The organism is Tessaracoccus sp., assembly GCF_016714275.1.
Lineage (GTDB): Bacteria > Actinomycetota > Actinomycetes > Propionibacteriales > Propionibacteriaceae > Arachnia.
On sequence record NZ_JADJNP010000001.1, the window covers coordinates 1,447,443 to 1,463,516 of the forward strand.

Consider the following 16,074-nt stretch of genomic DNA (forward strand, 5'->3'; position numbering starts at 1 on the left):
GACCAAGACCCAGGAAACGCCCCGTAGCTACACCAGCACCTCCGACCTCAGAGAGTACGCCGCGCTAACCGGACGGGGAAGGCGTAGGCGAGGGCGCCTGCGGCGATGAGGGTGGCGAGCAGGGCCGCGTCGGGGGCGGTGAAGGTGGGGGCCGCCTCGTCGGCGCGGGTCAGGATGGGCCAGCGGCCGTAGCCCTGGGCGACCAGCAGCCCGACGAACCACAGCGCCGCGGACGCGGGCCCGAGCAGCGGGCCGACGACGCGGGTTGTCAAGCAGGCGAGCGCCAGCACCGCGGCGATGTTGAGGCCCCACGCGGCGAGCGTGTCATAAGTGAAGGTGCTGGCGACCAGGTCGGGCGTCATCCAGTCCTGGCGGTCTGGTGGCAGGAACCAGCGGTAGACGTCCGAGAGCCCCCACAGCCAGCGCACGGCCAGGGGCAGCGCCGCGAACACCGCCATGACGACGGCGGCCGCGGCGGCGTCGCGGGCCCAGATGGCGCGCGGCGACTGGCGCTCCACCCAGGCCAGCTGGGGCGCGATCCCGTACAGCCCCGCCGTGCCGCCCCCGATCGACGCCACTTCGAGCAGCGTCACCCACCGCGGCGCCTCGAACGGCGCCCACGGGCCGGTGAACGACACGTACAGGAACGGATAGAGCACCGCGACGCCGAGGGCGAACGCCATGAGCGGCATCCAGAGCGCGCGGCCGGAGTGCCAGCCGACCCCGGTCACGGGAGGTCCTCTGGCATCGCCCGGCACGCGGCGACGTCGTCCGCATGGGCCTCGAGCCAGGCGAGGAACTCGTCGTAGCTCAGCCGGTCGAGGGCTGCGGTCGCTTCCGACGCGTAGTCGTCTTCGAGAACACCGTGCCAGATCGCGCGTGCCGCCGGGTCGTCGGACTGATTCCCGCCACGAACGAACACCTGCCGCAGCGCGGCCGAACTCACCTGATTGGCCTCGTAGGGGGCCTCGTTGCACGCCCTCACGTCGTCGCCCTCGACGAGCGAGCCGCCGATGCCCCGCACCTCGACGGTAAGCCGCTCGGCGGCGTCGGCCCCGATGCGCCCGATGACGATCCCTGGCGCGGACCTGTCCTGCGTGAACACGAAGTCGCGGGACGGGAACATCAGGGCGAAGGGTTCCAGCGTGCGGACCGCCTCCGCCCGGTTCGGCTCGTCGATGGCGTATAGGCACAGGGTCAGGCCGCGGTCGTCGGCACAGCGGACGACATCCGCAGGGTCGGGGGCGGTGAGTGGGAGGTGGACCACGGCGACGACCGCCGCCACTGCCGCCGGGACCGCGAGCGCCGCAAGCCCGCCGAGGGCACGTACATCGCGCGCCGCTCGCCACTCCGCGAGGGCGCTCGCCGCCCGCAGCGCCGCCGCACCCACCAGCAAGAAGTACGCCACTCGGAATGCCTCCACCTGCCAGACCAGCATCTCCCCACGGAGCGGGTGCGAGCGCCCCCAGACGTAGGAAACGACCTCGACCGAGGCGGAGGAGTCGGCGAGCAGCGTCATCTCGAGCGGGTAGGTGGGGAGAGCCGTGACCGCGGCCACCACGGCAGGAGCGACGAGGAGCCCGAGCCGCGGGCCGACGAGCAGCGCGGCGCCCGCCGCGATGGGCACCAACGACGCCAGCCCCGCGGCGACCGTCAGCAGCGAGACGGGGTCGGCTAGCGTCCAGTGTTGGGTGGCCGCGGCGTAGGCAGCCATCGGCGCGAGGCCGAGAGCGAAGCCCACCAGCAGCGCGACGGTGAGCACGGCCACCTGGCGCGCGACGATCCCACCCCTCCCCCGCCCGGGCGCGGGCCCGATCAGAACCGAGTCCGGCCGGTGCACGGACATCGCCCACACCATCAGCCACCCGATGGGGAGGGCCGCGTACGGCACCGCGAGCCGAGCGGACTGAACGACGTCGCGCAGATCGACGAAACCCCTGACCGGCCCCGCGCCGATGAACCCGATCAGCGCCCCGGACGCCGCGGCCACCAGCACGGGAAGCAACCCGTAGGGCCTCGTCAGACGACCGCGGGTTGAGCCGCCGCGCGAGGCGCCAGCCGAGTCGGCGTGTCGAAGCCTCGTACGATCCGTACGCCTACCCATGATGCCCCTCCACGACGGCGTGGTAGCCGGCCTCGAGGACGGAGGCGTGGCCGGCCGCGTCGTCGGCACCCAGCGCGCGCAGATCGTCGAGCGTTCCGACGAACCGCAGCGCGCCCTCGTGCATCACGACGACCTGGTCGGCGAGCGTTGCCAGGTCCTCGACCAGGTGGGTCGAGATCAGCACGACGGCGCGCTCGGCCGCCGCGGCGATGGCGTCGCGGAGCCCGCGGCGCTGCGCAGGGTCGAGGCCGACCGTCGGCTCGTCCAGGATCAGAACCCGGGGCTCATGCACCAGCGCGCAGGCGAGTCCAAGCCGCTGGCGCATGCCGCCGCTGAGCGCGCGGGCGCGGGACGAGGCGCGGTCGGAGAGCCCTAGCAGTGCCAGCGCGCAGTCGGCCCGCTCCCCCGCCTCGCGCGAAGGCAGCCCGTGCGCCCACGCGGCGTACTCGACGTTGCGCCGCACCGTGGACCAGCCCATCAGCTCGAACCGCTGCGGCAGGTAGCCAAGCTGCGCGCGGACGGCCGTGAGGTTGTCGCGGACGAGGGGGAGCTCACCGACCGCAACACAGCCGCTCTGCAGCGGCATCGCGGTGGCGATCAGCTTCATCAAGGTGGACTTGCCCGCGCCGTTGGGCCCGAGCAGCCCGGTGACCCCGACGGGGAGGTCGAGGGTGGCGTCGGCCAGCGCGACGCGCCTGCCATAGCGGTGCGTGACCTCGCGGACGGTCACGCTCGGGGAAGGAGAACTCATGCCCCCATCCCAGCGGCCCTGGACGTGTGCGCGCGTCGCCCGAACAGGCCAAATCGGCAGCGGTCAATGGCCCGATCGGGCCATGCATGGAGAATCCGCTCCTAACCCCGGCCGTGGTGCTCTACAGAGCAGAAAACAGGGAGTTGTGCGCCGATTCTCCATGCTCCCGCGGCTAAGGGACGATGAGCCCTCGTCGGACGGCCCAGATCACGGGGCCGAGGCGGTCCGTGGCGTCGGTCTTGGCGAGGATGGACGCGACATGACGCTTCACCGTCGCGGGCGAGATCACCAGGCGCGCGGCGACCTCCTCGTTGGTCAGCGACTGGGCGAGGAGCCGCAGCACCTCCAGCTCTCGCTCGGACAGCGGATCGGCCGAGCCCGTGGGCCCAGGCGCCGCGGGCGGGGGCAGCGCCGTCGAGAACGGGCGGAGCCCCGCAGCGGCAGCACGCAACCCCGCCACGATCCGCTCCGGTGGATCGGTCTTCACCAGGTACCCGACGGCGCCGGCGGCCAATGCGCGGGACAGCGAGTCCGGGTCGTCGAGCGAGGTCAGCATCACGATTGCGAGCGGGCCGAAGCCGGCAAGGAGGCGACGCGTCAGCGCGTGCCCGTCCTCGCCGGGCATCAGGACGTCGACGGCGATCACCTCCGGCGCGGGTGCCTCCGCGAGCCGGGCTGCGGCCTCCACCCCGCCCGCGGCGACCCACACGACATCGAACCCGGCGCCGGTCAGCATGTCGGTGAGCAGCCGCAGGATGAGCGGGTCGTCGTCGACGAGCCCCACCCGGATGGGGTCAGCCATGGGTCGCCGTGGGGAGTGTGATGCACCGGGCGGCCGTCGGGAGTGTGACGCACAGCCGGAAGGAGTCGTCGGCCAGCGCGGTCTGGACGGTGCCGCCGATCCGCTTGATGCGCTCGGCCATGCCCGCGAGCCCGAGGCCACTTCCCTCGCCGGGGGCGCCTTCGCAGTCGCTCAGCCAGGTCAGCGTCAGCGTCTCGCCACCGACGGCCGACGCGGCGACCACCCGGCCGCGCGGGGCCGCGTGCTTGCAGATATTGGAGGTGGCCTCGCGGACGACGCGCACGGCCTCGCGCTCGATGTCGTCGCCGAGCGGCGGGAGCGAGAGCGACGCCTCGACGACCTCGAACCCCGCGGAGCCGAGCACGTCGACGCTGCGCCGCCACTCGCGCGCCAGCGCCGCGGGCTCGTCTGCGCGTGGCTGCATCACCGCGCGCAGTTCCTGCGCGCCGGACGTCGCGACGTCAACCATCAGGTCCACGTCCCCGCGCAACTCCGCCGGGAGTTCGGGGCGGTCCCGCAGCGCGCGCGTGAGCAGCATCAGCTGGGCTAGTCGCGCCGACCCGGAGTCGTGCACCGCGTGCCTCATCTCCAGCCGCTCGACCAACCGCCTCGCCTCTGCCGCAGCCTCCGCCGCCCGCCCGGCCGCGAAGGCTCCTCGGATCAGCTGCCCGATCAGCGTCGCACCCATGAGGGCAAGTACAACAAGGAAGGTCTCGTTGTCCGCCGTGGCCTCGTAAAGGACGACAGGGGCGCGGCCCGACGCCACAACCAACGTGGTGAAGAGGCCAAACCACACGGGTGAACGCGAGTTGGCGTCGAGCACCACCGCCATCGCAAGGATCCAAGCAGGGCCGTCAGAAAGGCCAAGGTGGGTCGGGAAGACGACGAGGTTGAGGAGGAACACGGCCAGAAAGACCGTGACGACGATCTGCGGTCGCCGACTCGCTGCGAGCCAGCACGTCAGCGCGAACAGCACCATGTGCAGTGGCGCGATATCGGAGTAGTCGACGATCGCTATCCAGAAGAAGGTCCCGACCAAGCCCAGCGGGAGGAGGAACAGCGCTCGCCGCACCCAGGGCCACCCACGCCAGTCTGGGCTCTGCCACGACAACTCCGCCATGCGCCGAGCCTATCGCCCGCAGCCGGGACCGCGTTCCGGAACGGGCGTCCCGGGAGCCGGTGAGCCGCGGTTGCTGCACCGAGCGAACCCGGACGCTGGCGGTCCTGAGAGAGTTGTCGGGCGGCGCGTCGAAGAAAGCCCACACCGCACGCGACGGCGAACCAGAACACCGCCCCAGCACCGCACGCGCCGCACGACAACTCTCTCAGGACCGCACACACAGACTCGTCCCCAGTCCACAGACCGGCGCGGCCAATTGGTTTCACTTCGACACGACGGCGTGGCTTCGCCCGCGGCGCCGGCTCAGTACGACGCGACACGGGCGCTCGTACCTCGCGGCCCGGCTCAACCAGCGGTGGAGGGTCCGGCTCAACCAGCGGTGCTCAGACGAGGCCGAAGGCCTGGATGGCCTTCGCGACCTTCTCGAAGCCCGCGATGTTCGCGCCGACCACGTAGTCGCCGGGAGCGTCGTAGCTGTCGGCGGTCTCCGCGCACTGCTCGTGGATGTTCACCATGATCTCCGTCAGGCGATCCTCGGTGTACTCGAAGCTCCACGAGTCACGGCTGGCATTCTGCTGCATCTCCAGCGCGGAAGTGGCCACACCGCCCGCGTTGGCCGCCTTGCCGGGGCCGTACAGCACGCCGGCCTGCTGGAAGATCACGATGCCCTCGGGCGTCGTCGGCATGTTCGCGCCCTCGGCGACGACCTTCACGCCATTCCTCACCAGCGTCGCGGCCTGCTCGCCGTTCAGCTCGTTCTGCGTGGCGCAGGGCAGCGCGACATCGACGGGGACGTCCCAGATGCTGGTGCCCTCCTTGCCGAGCTCCGCGGAGGGGCGACGGTCGACGTAGTCGGAGACGCGGCCGCGCTCGACCTCCTTGATCTGCTTCAGCAGGTCGAGGTCGATGCCCTGATCGTCGACGACGTAACCGGACGAGTCCGAGAAGCCGACGACGGTGGCGCCCAACTGCGCGGCCTTCTCCGCCGCGTAGATGGCCACGTTGCCGGAGCCGGAGACCATGACGCGCTTGCCGTCGAAGGTCTCGCCGCGGGTCTTCAGCATCTCGTTGGCGAAGACCACGGTGCCGTAGCCGGTGGCCTCGGTGCGGACCAGCGAGCCTCCCCAGCCGATGCCCTTGCCGGTCAGGACGCCGGACTCGTAGCGGTTGGTGATGCGCTTGTACTGCCCAAACATGAAGCCGATCTCACGGCCGCCGACGCCGATGTCACCGGCGGGGACGTCCGTGTACTCGCCCAGGTGGCGGTACAGCTCGGTCATGAACGACTGGCAGAACCGCATGACCTCGGTGTCGGACTTGCCGCGCGGGTCGAAGTCGGAGCCGCCCTTGCCGCCGCCGATGGGGAGGCCGGTGAGCGAGTTCTTGAAGATCTGCTCGAAGCCCAGGAACTTGATGACGCCCAGGTAGACGCTGGGGTGGAAGCGGAGGCCGCCCTTGTAGGGGCCGAGCGCGGAGTTGAACTCGACGCGGAAGCCGCGGTTGATGTGCACCTCGCCCTTGTCATCCTGCCACGGAACGCGGAAGATGATCTGGCGCTCCGGCTCGCAGATGCGCTCCAGCATCTTCATCTCGAGGTACTCGGGATGGCGCGTTATCACGGGGCCAAGGCTCTCAAGGACCTCGCGAACGGCCTGGTGGAACTCTGCCTCACCAGGGTTGCGAGCGATGACGGACTCGAAGACGCGCTCCAATTGCGATTCCATGCTGCTCCTCAACAATCAACTGACCACAAACAAGCCGATCGTAGTTGCCACGAGGCCCCCTCGCCGACTTTGGCCAGCTTCGTCTCACGACGACGCTTCCACGAGGGTCCGGGCGCTGCGCTGGGATCGGCTCAACGAGCGGTGTCGGGTTCGGCATCGGTGCCGACGCCGCGCACCGTCAGCGCCGCGGCGAGATCGTTCGCGGTGGCGATCGCCCCCACGAACAGCGGCACGAGCACGACGAGCTGGGCGCGGGCCCTGCGAATCGGGCCGCCCTCGTCGAGCCGGGCTCCGCGCGCCCGTTGAGCGAGCGCGATACGCTCCCTGCGGCGCGTCAGGGTCGGCACGAAGCGCAGCGCGATGGTGACCACGAGCACGAGCGACGGCGGCAGGCGCGACGCCCTCGCCAGCGCGATCCCCTGTTCACCGTCGCCCTTCGCGAGCGCCCACACGGTCCAGATCACCATGCCTGCCAGGCGGAGGACGAGCAGCGTCGCGTAGGTTGCCGGATCGTTCACCCAGCCCGGCGGCACCAGGTAGCCGAAGACCCCGACGAAAACGGCCACCGGAGCCAGCGGCAGCAGCGCGGAGCCTGCCCCGCGCAGCCCGCGGGGCACCGTCGTCGCCAACAGGACGAGACCGATGGCGAGCACCGCGGCTACGACCGGCCACGACCCCGAAACCATCAGCCCCATCGACAGGAACGTCGCGCCGGCGACCGCGCGCACGTCCCAGCGTCGCGTCCGCGGGGGTTCCCCCTGCGTGTTCGACGGCGCGAGCGGCGGAGCGGTCAGGGTCACGGTTCGGGTGGCGAGCGAGGCGAGGTCGTCGTCGTGGGTGATCAGCAGCACGCCCGCGCCCCGGTCCGCGGCGTCGACGACCGCACCGGCGACCCGCTCGAAGGCATCGCGGTCGAGGCCGCCCGTGGGCTCGTCGAGGATGAGGAGGTCGGGCTCGGCGGCCAACGCGCCGGCGACGGCGACCAGCTGCCGTCGCGAGCGGGCCAGGCGCAGCGGGTGCGTGTGCGCATCGTCAGCGATCCCCACAGCCGCCATCGCCCTTGCCACCCGCTCCTCGACCGCCTCCGGGACGAGGGCTTGGCAGCGCGGCGCGAAGCCGACCTCGGCGCCTACGGTGTCGTGGAACAGCTGGGTGTCGGGGTCCTGCAGCACCATCGCCACCGTCCCCTCGACGGCGACCGTCCCGTCGGGGGTTGGCAGCAGCCCGAGCAGGCACCGCGCGAGGGTCGACTTGCCCGCCCCGTTCGCACCGCGCAGCGCCACGATCTCGCCCCGGGAGACCTCGAGGCTCACGTCGTCGAGTGCGACGATCCCGCCGGGGTAGGCGAAGTCGAGGTGGGCGACGCGCGCCACGAGTTCGCCGGAGACGGGCGGAGGCGGCGCGCCGATGCGGACGCGCAGCGGCTCTCCACGGGTCGTCCGCAGCCCGATCCGACGACAGGCTTCAGGGTCGGCGATCAGTGCCGACGGCGAGCCGTCGTAGGCGACCGTCCCGCGGTCGAGGGCGACGACGCGCGTGCAGCCCTCGACCAGGTAGGGGTCGTGGGTCGCGACCACCGCGGTCCGGCCGTCGAGCGCGCAGAGGAGTGCGGCGCGACCGTCGGCGTCGAGCTCCGAAGTAGGGTCGTCGAGGACCAGCAACTCCGCACCGCGGGCCAACGCGCCGGCGATGGCCACGCGCTGCACCTGTCCCCCGCTGAGCTCGCCGGTGGCTCGGCCCTCGAAACCGACAAGTCCCACGGATACAAGAGCCTCCGCCACGCGCTCGGCACGACCGTCGATGGGCAGGCCAAGGCCGACATCGTCACCCACGCGGGGCTCGATCAGCGCGGCCTCAGCGCGCTCCGGCACATACCCGACGACGTCCGGCCTCGTCAGTCGGCCGCGCACCTCGGCAGGAACATGGCCCGGAATCAGCCCGACCAGGAGCCGCGCGAACGTGCTCTTACCCGCCCCCGTGGCCCCGACGACCGCAACCACCTCCCCCTCTCCGACGACGAGGTCGACGGCCTCGAGCGCAGGCCGGGCCGCGTCTCGAAAGGCGACCCCCACGCCGTCGGCGACGACGATCGTCACGTGCGCGACGGCTCCGCCAGGCCGGCGGCGGTCAAAGCCTTGGCGACCAGCGCCGCCAGGATCACGTTGATGCCTGCCCCCACGAGGAGCGGCACCAGCATCCCGACGAAGAAGCCCCACCCGAAAAGGGGCACGAGCGCCAGCGGTGCGCCGACCCCGTTCAAGAGGATGCCGACCGCGACACCCGCCCACAGGTTGACGCGACGGGCGGCCCATCCGGCCCCTGCCACAGCGACCGCCATGGTCACTGCGATGATGAGGTGGACGGGAAGCGACAACGGGAACCCCGCCGTCGCGGCGGAGACCAGATGCCCGAGCACGGCGACGAGCATCGCTTCCGGCAGCGTGAACGCGAAAGCGGCTAGGAACGCGGGTGCGGCGTCGAGCGCGACGCTCCCCGTCGGACTCGGGATCTTGATCAGCGCGCCGACGACGCTCAGCGCGATCAGGATGCCCGTTCGGGCGATGCGGCGGGTGGAACTGCTCTGAACTGTCATCGGTCCTCCGCCCACGAGCGTATCGGGTCCCTCCGACGCCCGGAGGTCAGGGGATGCCGACTACGCCTCCGACACGCGCGCAGCGAGCTGCCCGCAAGCGCCGTCGATCTCCTGGCCGCGGGTATCGCGGAGCGTGACCGGAACGCCGCGCCGCTCGAGCGTCTCGATGAACGCGCGCTCGTCGGCCTTGCGCGACGCCGTCCACTTCGATCCCGGCGTGGGGTTCAGCGGGATGAGGTTCACATGCACCCAGCCCCAGTCGCCGCGGCGCTTGAGGACATCGGCCAGCAGCTCGGCCCGGTGAACCTGGTCGTTGATGTCGCGCATCATGGCGTACTCGATGGAGACGCGGCGCTTGGTCGTGCGCGCGTACTCCCACGCGGCGTCGACGACCTCCGCCACCTTCCAGCGGTTGTTGACGGGCACGATCTCATCGCGGAGCTCGTCATCGGGCGCGTGCAGCGACACGGCGAGCGTCAGTGGCAGCCCCTCCTCGGTCAGCTTCACGATCTGCGGCACGAGGCCGACAGTGGACACCGTGATGCCACGCGCGCTCATCCCGAAGCCGTTCGGCCCGGGCTCGAGGAAGGTGCGGATGGCGCCGAGGACGGCGTTGTAGTTGGCCATGGGTTCACCCATGCCCATGAAGACGATGTTGTTCAGCCGCCCCGAGGCGCCGGGGACGGAACCTGAGGCGAGCTGCTGGTCCGCAGCCAGCACCTGCGCCACGATCTCGGCCTGCGACAGGTTGCGCTTGAGGCCGCCCTGGCCGGTGGCGCAGAACGGGCAGGCCATGCCGCAGCCGGCCTGCGACGAGATGCAGAGCGTCGTACGGTTCGGGTAGCGCATCAGCACGGACTCGAGCAGCGAGCCGTCGAAGAGCTTCCAGAGCGTTTTGACCGTTGCACCGTCGTCGGTCATGCGGCGCGTCACCTGCTCGAGCAAGCGCGGGAACAGCTGTTCGCCCAGGTCGGCGCGGATGGCCGCGGGCAGGTCAGTGAACGCCGTCGCGTCGTCCTCCAGGCGGTCGAACACGTGCCGCGAGATCTGGTCGGCGCGGAAGCGCGGCAGGCCCAGCTTCGTCGCGGCGTCGACACGCTCCTCACGGGAGAGGTCGAACCAGTGCTTCGGCGGCTTGCCCCGGCGGGGCGCCTCGAAGACGAGCGGCAAGAGGGTCGGGGACATTGGTCTCCTGGGACGGATCGGGTCGGCGGTCAGCCGAGGGCGAGGTGCAGCACGAGCCAGCCGACGGGCACGGCCACCAGCATCGAGTCGATGCGGTCCATGATGCCGCCGTGGCCGGGCAGGAAGTTCGACATGTCCTTCAGGCCCGCGTCGCGCTTGATGAGCGACTCGACGAGATCGCCGACGGTGGCGCCGAGGGCGCAGAGAGCACCGAGGATGAGCCCGACCCACCAGGGCGTGTCGAGCAGGAAGGACACTCCGAGCGCGCCGACGATGGCGGTCACGGTCACGCCGCCAGCGAACCCCTCCCAGGTCTTGCCTGGGCTGATGCTGGGTGCCATCTTGTGTCGCCCGAAGAGGACGCCGACGGCGAACGCGCCTACGTCCGAGGCGATGACGCACATGATGACGATCAGGATCCGCAGGCGCCCGTGGTCGGCCGCGAGCAGCAGCGGCACGAACACGCCCATGAGCGGGATGTAGGCGATCAGGAAGGCGCTGGCTGCGGCGTCACGGATGAAACCATCCGCGCCGCGGAAAAGACGCGACGTCAGTGCGGCGAGCATGGTCGCCGCGAGGCAGATCGCGGCGAAGCCCACCGCGGAGATGTGCAGGTCGACGCGGCCCGCGAGGTAACCGCCGAGCACGCTGACGACGGTGCCTATCACGATGGGCACGATCTCGGCGCGCATGTCCTTCCGCAGGAGTGCGCGGTGTACCTCGACCACGGCGAGGCCGAGGCCGACGGCGATGATCAGCGTGAAGAACCAGGGGGCCCAGATGAGCCCGGCGGCGAGCGGCACGAAAAGGCCGACGCCGACGCCGATGGCGACCGGGAGGTTCCGGCCGGCCTTCGGCGTCGGGTTGGATCGGGTCATGCTCAGATCTCGAGGAGTTCGGCTTCCTTGTGCTTCAACAGATCGTCGATGCCGTCGACGAACTTGCGCGTCGTGCCGTCGAGGCTCTTCTCCGCGCGGGAAAGCTCGTCCTCGCTGATCTCGCCGTCCTTCTGCAGCTTCTTCAGCGCGTCGATCGCGTGGCGGCGCACGTTGCGCACGACGATGCGGGCGTCCTCGGCCTTGCCCTTTGCGAGCTTGATGTACTCCTTGCGGCGCTCCTCGGTCAGCTGCGGCACGACGATGCGCACGGAGTTGCCGTCATTGCTGGGGTTGACGCCGAGGTCGGAATCGCGGATGGCCTTCTCGATAGCGCCGATGGCGCTGCGGTCGAAGGGTGTGATCAGCAGCGAACGCGGGTCCGGCGACGTGAACTGCGCCAGCTGCTGCAACGGCGTCGGCGCGCCGTAGTACTCCGCGTTGATCTTGTTGAACATGGCGGGGTGCGCGCGGCCGGTGCGAATGGTCGCCATGTCCTCACGGACGTAGTCGACGGCGTGCTGCATCTTGTCCGCGGCGTCCTTCTGGATGGTGTCAATCATGGTGGTCTCCTAGATGTGGCGGGAAGAGAGTTAGCGGGAAACGAGGGTGCCGATGGGATCGCCGGCGACGGCGCGGGCGATGTTGCCGGCAACGGAGAGGTTGAAGAACACCATCTTCAGGGCGTTGTCACGGGCCAGCGAGATGGCGGTCGCGTCGGCGACCTTCAGGTCCTCGGCCAGGTACTGGTCATAGGTGAGATGGTCGAATTTCGTCGCGTCGGCGTGCACGTTCGGGTCCTTGTTGTACACGCCATCGACGCCCTGCTTACCCATGAGGAGCACCTCTGCGCCGATCTCGAGCGCGCGCTGGGCTGCGACCGTGTCGGTGGAGAAGTACGGCATCCCGGAGCCGGCGCCGAAGATCACGAGGCGCCCCTTCTCCAGGTGCCGCTCCGCGCGGCGCGGGATGTACGGTTCTGCGACCTGCGCCATGTTGATGGCCGACTGCACGCGAGTCACGATGCCGGCCTTCTCGCAGAACTCCTGCAGCGCGATGGCGTTCATGACGGTGCCGAGCATGCCCATGTAGTCGGCGCGATCGCGCGACATACCGCTCTGCGAGAGCTCGGCGCCGCGGAAGAAGTTGCCACCACCGACGACGACGGCCACCTGAGTGCCGCTGCTGACGACGCCGGCGATCTCCTCGGCGATCGCAGAGATGACGACGGGGTCGACGCCGAGCTTGCCACCCCCGAAAACCTCACCGGACAGCTTCAACAACACGCGCTGGTACGACACCTAATCTCCTGGGTGTTCGAGGGTGAACATGGCCGTGCGCCGCGACCCACGTGGGGTCGCGGCGCACGTAACTCTACTTCAAGAGTGCCGACGGCGCTCAGGCGCCGACGGCAAAGCGCACGAAGCGCGCGACCTCGGTCGAGCCGGCGGCCAGGGACTGGCCGACCGTCTTCTTGTCCTCCCAGACCGCAGGCTGGTCGACGAGAACGACGTCCTTGAAGAAGCCGCCGACGCGGCCCTCGACGATGCGCGGGAGGGCGGCCTCGGGCTTGCCCTCCTCCTTCGCGGTCGCCTCGGCGATGCGGCGCTCGTTCTCCACCAGGTCAGCGGGCACCTCGTCGCGGGTGACCCACTGCGGGGACATCGCGGCGATGTGCAGCGCGGTCTGGTGCGCGAGGTCGTCGTTGCCGGTGTACTCCACGAGCACGCCGACCTGCGGGGGCAGGTCGGAGGCGCGACGGTGCAGGTAGAGGTGCGCACCCTCGCCGAAGTTGGCGACGGCAGAGACCGAGATGTTCTCGCCGATCTTGGCGCCGAGCTCCTTGACGGCGTCCTCGACCTTTGCGCCGGAGGCAAGGGCGGCCTCGTTGGCGGAGGCGACGTCCTTCGCGCCGGAAGCGAGCACCGCGGAGACGATCTCCTCGGCGAGCCCCACGAACTCGGCGTTCTTGGCGACGAAGTCGGTCTCGGCAGCGAACTGGATGAGGGCGCCGTCGCGGCCCGCGACGATGCCGTTGCTCGCCTCACGGTCCGAGCGCTTCGCCTGCTTGGCGAGGCCCGAGATGCGAAGGACCTCGATCGCCTTCTCGAAGTCGCCGTCCGCCTCAACGAGGGCGTTCTTGGCGTCCATCATGCCCGCGCCGGTGGCGTCGCGGAGCTTCTTCACGTCAGCGGCAGTGATAGCCATGGGTGATTGTTTCCCGTCTTTTCTTGTGTGGGATGTGGTCAGTTGGCTTCGGCGGCCGCGGCCTCGTCGGCAGCGGTCTCAACCTCTTCGACAAGGGCGTCGGCCTGGGTGTCGGTCTCCTCGGCGGCGACGGCCTCGGCCGGGGCGTCCTCGGCACCGAGCAGCTCGCGCTCCCAGTCGGGCATCGGCTCGGCCTCGACCTGCTCGCCGGAGCGGCCGGAGGAGCGGTCGATCAGGCCCTCGGCGACGGCGTCGGCGATGATGCGGGTCAGCAGCGCGACGGAACGGATGGCGTCGTCGTTGCCCGGCACGGCGTAGTCGACCTCGTCGGGGTCGCAGTTGGTGTCGAGGATGCCGACGATCGGGATGTTCAGCTTGCGCGCCTCGTCGACGGCGAGGTGCTCCTTCTTGGTGTCGACGATCCACACGGCCTGCGGGGTCTTGACCATGTCGCGGATGCCGCCGAGGGTCTTGTCGAGCTTGGTGCGCTCGCGGTCGAGCTGGAGCAGCTCCTTCTTGGTGAGGCCGCTGGTGGCGGCGTCGAGGCCCTCGAGCTCCTTGAGGCGCTGGATCCGCTTGGTGACGGTGTGGAAGTTGGTGAGCATGCCGCCCAGCCAACGCTGGTTCACGTAGGGCATGCCGACGCGGGTGGCCTGCTCGGCGATGGCCTCCTGGGCCTGCTTCTTGGTGCCGACGAACATGACCTGGCCGCCGCGCGCGACGGTGTTGCGCACGAAGGTGTAGGCCTTGTCGATGTAGCCGAGGGAGAGCTGCAGGTCGATGATGTAGATGCCGTTGCGCTCCGTGAAGATGAACCGCTTCATCTTCGGGTTCCAACGACGGGTCTGGTGCCCGAAGTGAACGCCGGACTCGAGCAGCTGGCGCGTGGTGACGACGGCCATGGCCGTTCCTTTCGCGGTGGGCACGCGTGCCACACCTGAGGTCTCGTGGGCCTGTGACCCACTGGTGGTTGGTATCCGGCCCCGGGGTCGGGGCCCTTCCTGATGTGCCCGGTGCCGCGCCCGCCGAGGCGGGACCACACGGCTGCCGGCGGTCTCCCGCGAGGCACATGCGATGTCAACCCATGAGGGCTGCGGGGGCCATCCTAGCTGCGGCCCGCGCGCGGTGACAAAAGCACCCTGCCTTATCCACAGATTTGCCGCCCCGCGGTAAATGGGGGTGCCCGATGGACATAACGGAGGTATGAGACACCTCCTTTCGATCCTCCTCGCCGCGCTGCTCCTGCTCGGCGCGTCCCCCGCACGTGCGGACGGCCTGATCCTCGCTCCCCCACTCGACGGTCAGGTCGTCCGCACCTTCGACGACGTCGCGCGCTTCTCCGCGGGTCACCGTGGTGTCGACCTCGCGGGCTCCGCGGGCGAGGTGGTGCGCGCCGCCGCCGACGGGCGGGTGTACTTCGCGGGATCCGTGGCCGGGACACCGACCGTCTCCGTGGACCACGGCAATGGGTGGCGGACCACCTACCAGCCCGTCGCGGCTTGGGTCGCCGAGGGCGACGAGGTGGCTGCGGGCGATGGCCTCGGGACGCTGCGCGCCGGGCACTGCCCCGGCTCCGCCTGCCTGCACTGGGGCTTGACCGACGGCATCTTCTACGCCGATCCCACCGCCTACCTGGAGTTGCGTCCCGTGCGGTTGCTCCCGTCCGACGCGGAGCCGCGGGCCGCGCCGTCGATCGGTGCCGCGGCGGTTCCCGAACTGCCCTCTGAGGAGGATCCGTGGGAGGGTTTAGGCTCGCGGATGGGCCTTCCGGTAGGCGCTCCGCAGCCGCTCTGAGCTGACGTGCGTGTAGATCTGGGTGGTGGCCACGGAGGCGTGCCCGAGCATCTCCTGGACGCTGCGTAGGTCCGCGCCGCCCTCGATCAGGTGGGTCGCCATCGCGTGTCGCAGACCGTGCGGGCCGATGCCGCCGCCCGGGGTGCCGTCCGTGGCGGCGTGCACCACGCGCCGCGCGACGCGGGGGTCGAGGGTTCCTCCGCGGGCGCCGAGGAAAACGGCGTCGCCGCTGTCGGCCGTGACCAGCTCCGTGCGGCGGGCCAGCCAGGCGTCGAGGGCGCGGAGTGCGGGGCCGCCCAGCGGCACCGTGCGCTCCTTCCCGCCCTTGCCGAGGACGGTCACGCTACGACGCTCACGGTCCACCGCACCCAGCCGCAGCGTGCAGGCCTCAGAGACGCGCAGGCCGCTGGAATAGAGCAGCTCGACCAGGGCGAGGTCGCGGGCGGCGACGGCGTCGCCCTCCTCGGCGACGCGGTGCTCGGCCCCCGCGAGGGCGTCGGCGACGGCGGACTCGGGGAGTACACGGGGCAGGGAGCGCCCGGTCCGCGGTGCCTTGAGCCGGGCAGCGGGATCAGCGGCGAGATGGCCCTCCCGGGTGGCCCAGGCGAAGAAGCCACGGACGGCGGCGACGCGCCGCTGCACCGTCGTCGTCGCGGCGCCAGCGTCGGTCATCTCGGCCAGCCAGCTGCGCAGGCGGGAGAGGTTCACCCGGGGCGGTTCCACGTCGGCGTGTCGGGCGAGCTCGGAGAGGTCCGCCCGGTACGCGCGCACTGTATGCGGCGACAGCCCGCGCTCGGCCTGAAGGTGCGCGGCGTACTCGCCCAGCAGCGCGTCCCATCCCGGCGGAAGATCCATATCCCCAGTCTGGCCGGTCGAGGCCCGCTGGCCGGGCGCGACGCACGGGCGTACGGCATACTT

Annotated in this window: 16 protein-coding genes; 1 reads left to right on the plus strand and 15 read right to left on the minus strand. The window is 70.6% G+C overall.

The features are described from left to right. Positions 1 to 47 precede the first annotated feature (47 nt). The 14 genes from IPJ61_RS06670 to rpsB form a co-directional block, all read right to left on the minus strand. Entirely contained in the window at positions 48 to 731 is a 684-nt protein-coding gene (locus IPJ61_RS06670) for a hypothetical protein (RefSeq protein ID WP_297104453.1), read from the minus strand. Beyond that, on the minus strand, positions 728 to 2,005 hold the full coding sequence (locus IPJ61_RS06675) for a hypothetical protein (RefSeq protein ID WP_297104455.1): 1,278 nt from the start codon (positions 2,003 to 2,005) through the stop codon (positions 728 to 730). Before IPJ61_RS06675 ends, IPJ61_RS06670 begins: the two co-directional genes overlap by 4 nt. 91 nt (positions 2,006 to 2,096) lie before the next feature. Further along, entirely contained in the window at positions 2,097 to 2,855 is a 759-nt protein-coding gene (locus IPJ61_RS06680; RefSeq protein WP_297104458.1) for an ABC transporter ATP-binding protein, read from the minus strand. 172 nt (positions 2,856 to 3,027) lie between these two features. Then, entirely contained in the window at positions 3,028 to 3,657 is a 630-nt protein-coding gene (locus IPJ61_RS06685; RefSeq protein ID WP_297104462.1) for a response regulator, read from the minus strand. Further along, positions 3,650 to 4,777 carry a sensor histidine kinase gene (locus tag IPJ61_RS06690; RefSeq protein WP_297104464.1) on the minus strand — a complete coding sequence of 376 codons (1,128 nt, stop codon included), beginning with the start codon at positions 4,775 to 4,777 and terminating at the stop codon, positions 3,650 to 3,652. Before IPJ61_RS06690 ends, IPJ61_RS06685 begins: the two co-directional genes overlap by 8 nt. Before the next feature lie 383 nt (positions 4,778 to 5,160). Next, the gene (gene gdhA, locus IPJ61_RS06695; protein WP_297104467.1) at positions 5,161 to 6,501 is read right to left on the minus strand and encodes an NADP-specific glutamate dehydrogenase; all 1,341 of its coding nucleotides are present in this window, start codon (positions 6,499 to 6,501) and stop codon (positions 5,161 to 5,163) included. A gap of 131 nt (positions 6,502 to 6,632) precedes the next feature. Then, entirely contained in the window at positions 6,633 to 8,597 is a 1,965-nt protein-coding gene (locus IPJ61_RS06700; RefSeq protein WP_297104470.1) for an ATP-binding cassette domain-containing protein, read from the minus strand. Beyond that, a complete protein-coding gene (locus IPJ61_RS06705) occupies positions 8,594 to 9,094 on the minus strand; it encodes an ECF transporter S component (protein ID WP_297104473.1) in 501 nt (166 codons plus the stop codon). The genes IPJ61_RS06700 and IPJ61_RS06705 overlap by 4 nt, the downstream gene beginning before the upstream one ends. 60 nt (positions 9,095 to 9,154) lie before the next feature. Beyond that, complete coding sequence (rlmN, locus tag IPJ61_RS06710; RefSeq protein ID WP_297104476.1) at positions 9,155 to 10,279, minus strand: dual-specificity RNA methyltransferase RlmN; 1,125 nt, start codon at positions 10,277 to 10,279, stop codon at positions 9,155 to 9,157. Positions 10,280 to 10,308: 29 nt separating this feature from the next. Then, positions 10,309 to 11,157: a phosphatidate cytidylyltransferase gene (locus IPJ61_RS06715; protein WP_297104479.1), complete on the minus strand. Its 849-nt coding sequence runs from the start codon at positions 11,155 to 11,157 to the stop codon at positions 10,309 to 10,311. Between the two features lie 2 nt (positions 11,158 to 11,159). Beyond that, a complete protein-coding gene (gene frr / locus IPJ61_RS06720; RefSeq protein WP_297105582.1) occupies positions 11,160 to 11,714 on the minus strand; it encodes a ribosome recycling factor in 555 nt (184 codons plus the stop codon). 33 nt (positions 11,715 to 11,747) lie between these two features. Next, the gene (gene pyrH / locus IPJ61_RS06725) at positions 11,748 to 12,455 is read right to left on the minus strand and encodes a UMP kinase (RefSeq protein ID WP_297104481.1); all 708 of its coding nucleotides are present in this window, start codon (positions 12,453 to 12,455) and stop codon (positions 11,748 to 11,750) included. 97 nt (positions 12,456 to 12,552) lie between these two features. Beyond that, complete coding sequence (gene tsf, locus IPJ61_RS06730) at positions 12,553 to 13,362, minus strand: translation elongation factor Ts (RefSeq protein ID WP_297104484.1); 810 nt, start codon at positions 13,360 to 13,362, stop codon at positions 12,553 to 12,555. Positions 13,363 to 13,400: 38 nt separating this feature from the next. After that, positions 13,401 to 14,264, minus strand: a complete 864-nt coding sequence (gene rpsB, locus IPJ61_RS06735; protein ID WP_297104487.1) for a 30S ribosomal protein S2 — start codon at positions 14,262 to 14,264, stop codon at positions 13,401 to 13,403. Between the two features lie 301 nt (positions 14,265 to 14,565). On the opposite strand from rpsB, the gene IPJ61_RS06740 reads away from it, so the two are divergent. After that, positions 14,566 to 15,156, plus strand: coding sequence for a murein hydrolase activator EnvC family protein (locus tag IPJ61_RS06740; RefSeq protein ID WP_297104490.1), 591 nt, complete (start codon positions 14,566 to 14,568; stop codon positions 15,154 to 15,156). On the opposite strand, the gene IPJ61_RS06745 is transcribed toward IPJ61_RS06740, so the two are convergent. Further along, positions 15,109 to 16,011, minus strand: coding sequence for a tyrosine recombinase XerC (locus tag IPJ61_RS06745; RefSeq protein WP_297104492.1), 903 nt, complete (start codon positions 16,009 to 16,011; stop codon positions 15,109 to 15,111). The genes IPJ61_RS06740 and IPJ61_RS06745 overlap by 48 nt on opposite strands. Positions 16,012 to 16,074 lie beyond the last annotated feature (63 nt).

Bases quoted from the DNA above. Each gene is read 5' to 3' on its own strand.
- IPJ61_RS06705 (WP_297104473.1), bottom strand. From the start codon at position 9,094: ATGACAGTTCAGAGCAGTTCCACCCGCCGCATCGCCCGAACGGGCATC.
- IPJ61_RS06745 (WP_297104492.1), bottom strand. From the start codon at position 16,011: ATGGATCTTCCGCCGGGATGGGACGCGCTGCTGGGCGAGTACGCCGCG.
- IPJ61_RS06715 (WP_297104479.1), bottom strand. From the start codon at position 11,157: ATGACCCGATCCAACCCGACGCCGAAGGCCGGCCGGAACCTCCCGGTC.
- rpsB (WP_297104487.1), bottom strand. From the start codon at position 14,264: ATGGCCGTCGTCACCACGCGCCAGCTGCTCGAGTCCGGCGTTCACTTC.
- gdhA (WP_297104467.1), bottom strand. From the start codon at position 6,501: ATGGAATCGCAATTGGAGCGCGTCTTCGAGTCCGTCATCGCTCGCAAC.
- IPJ61_RS06680 (WP_297104458.1), bottom strand. From the start codon at position 2,855: ATGAGTTCTCCTTCCCCGAGCGTGACCGTCCGCGAGGTCACGCACCGC.
- IPJ61_RS06740 (WP_297104490.1), top strand. From the start codon at position 14,566: ATGAGACACCTCCTTTCGATCCTCCTCGCCGCGCTGCTCCTGCTCGGC.
- tsf (WP_297104484.1), bottom strand. From the start codon at position 13,362: ATGGCTATCACTGCCGCTGACGTGAAGAAGCTCCGCGACGCCACCGGC.
- IPJ61_RS06690 (WP_297104464.1), bottom strand. From the start codon at position 4,777: ATGGCGGAGTTGTCGTGGCAGAGCCCAGACTGGCGTGGGTGGCCCTGG.
- IPJ61_RS06685 (WP_297104462.1), bottom strand. From the start codon at position 3,657: ATGGCTGACCCCATCCGGGTGGGGCTCGTCGACGACGACCCGCTCATC.
- rlmN (WP_297104476.1), bottom strand. From the start codon at position 10,279: ATGTCCCCGACCCTCTTGCCGCTCGTCTTCGAGGCGCCCCGCCGGGGC.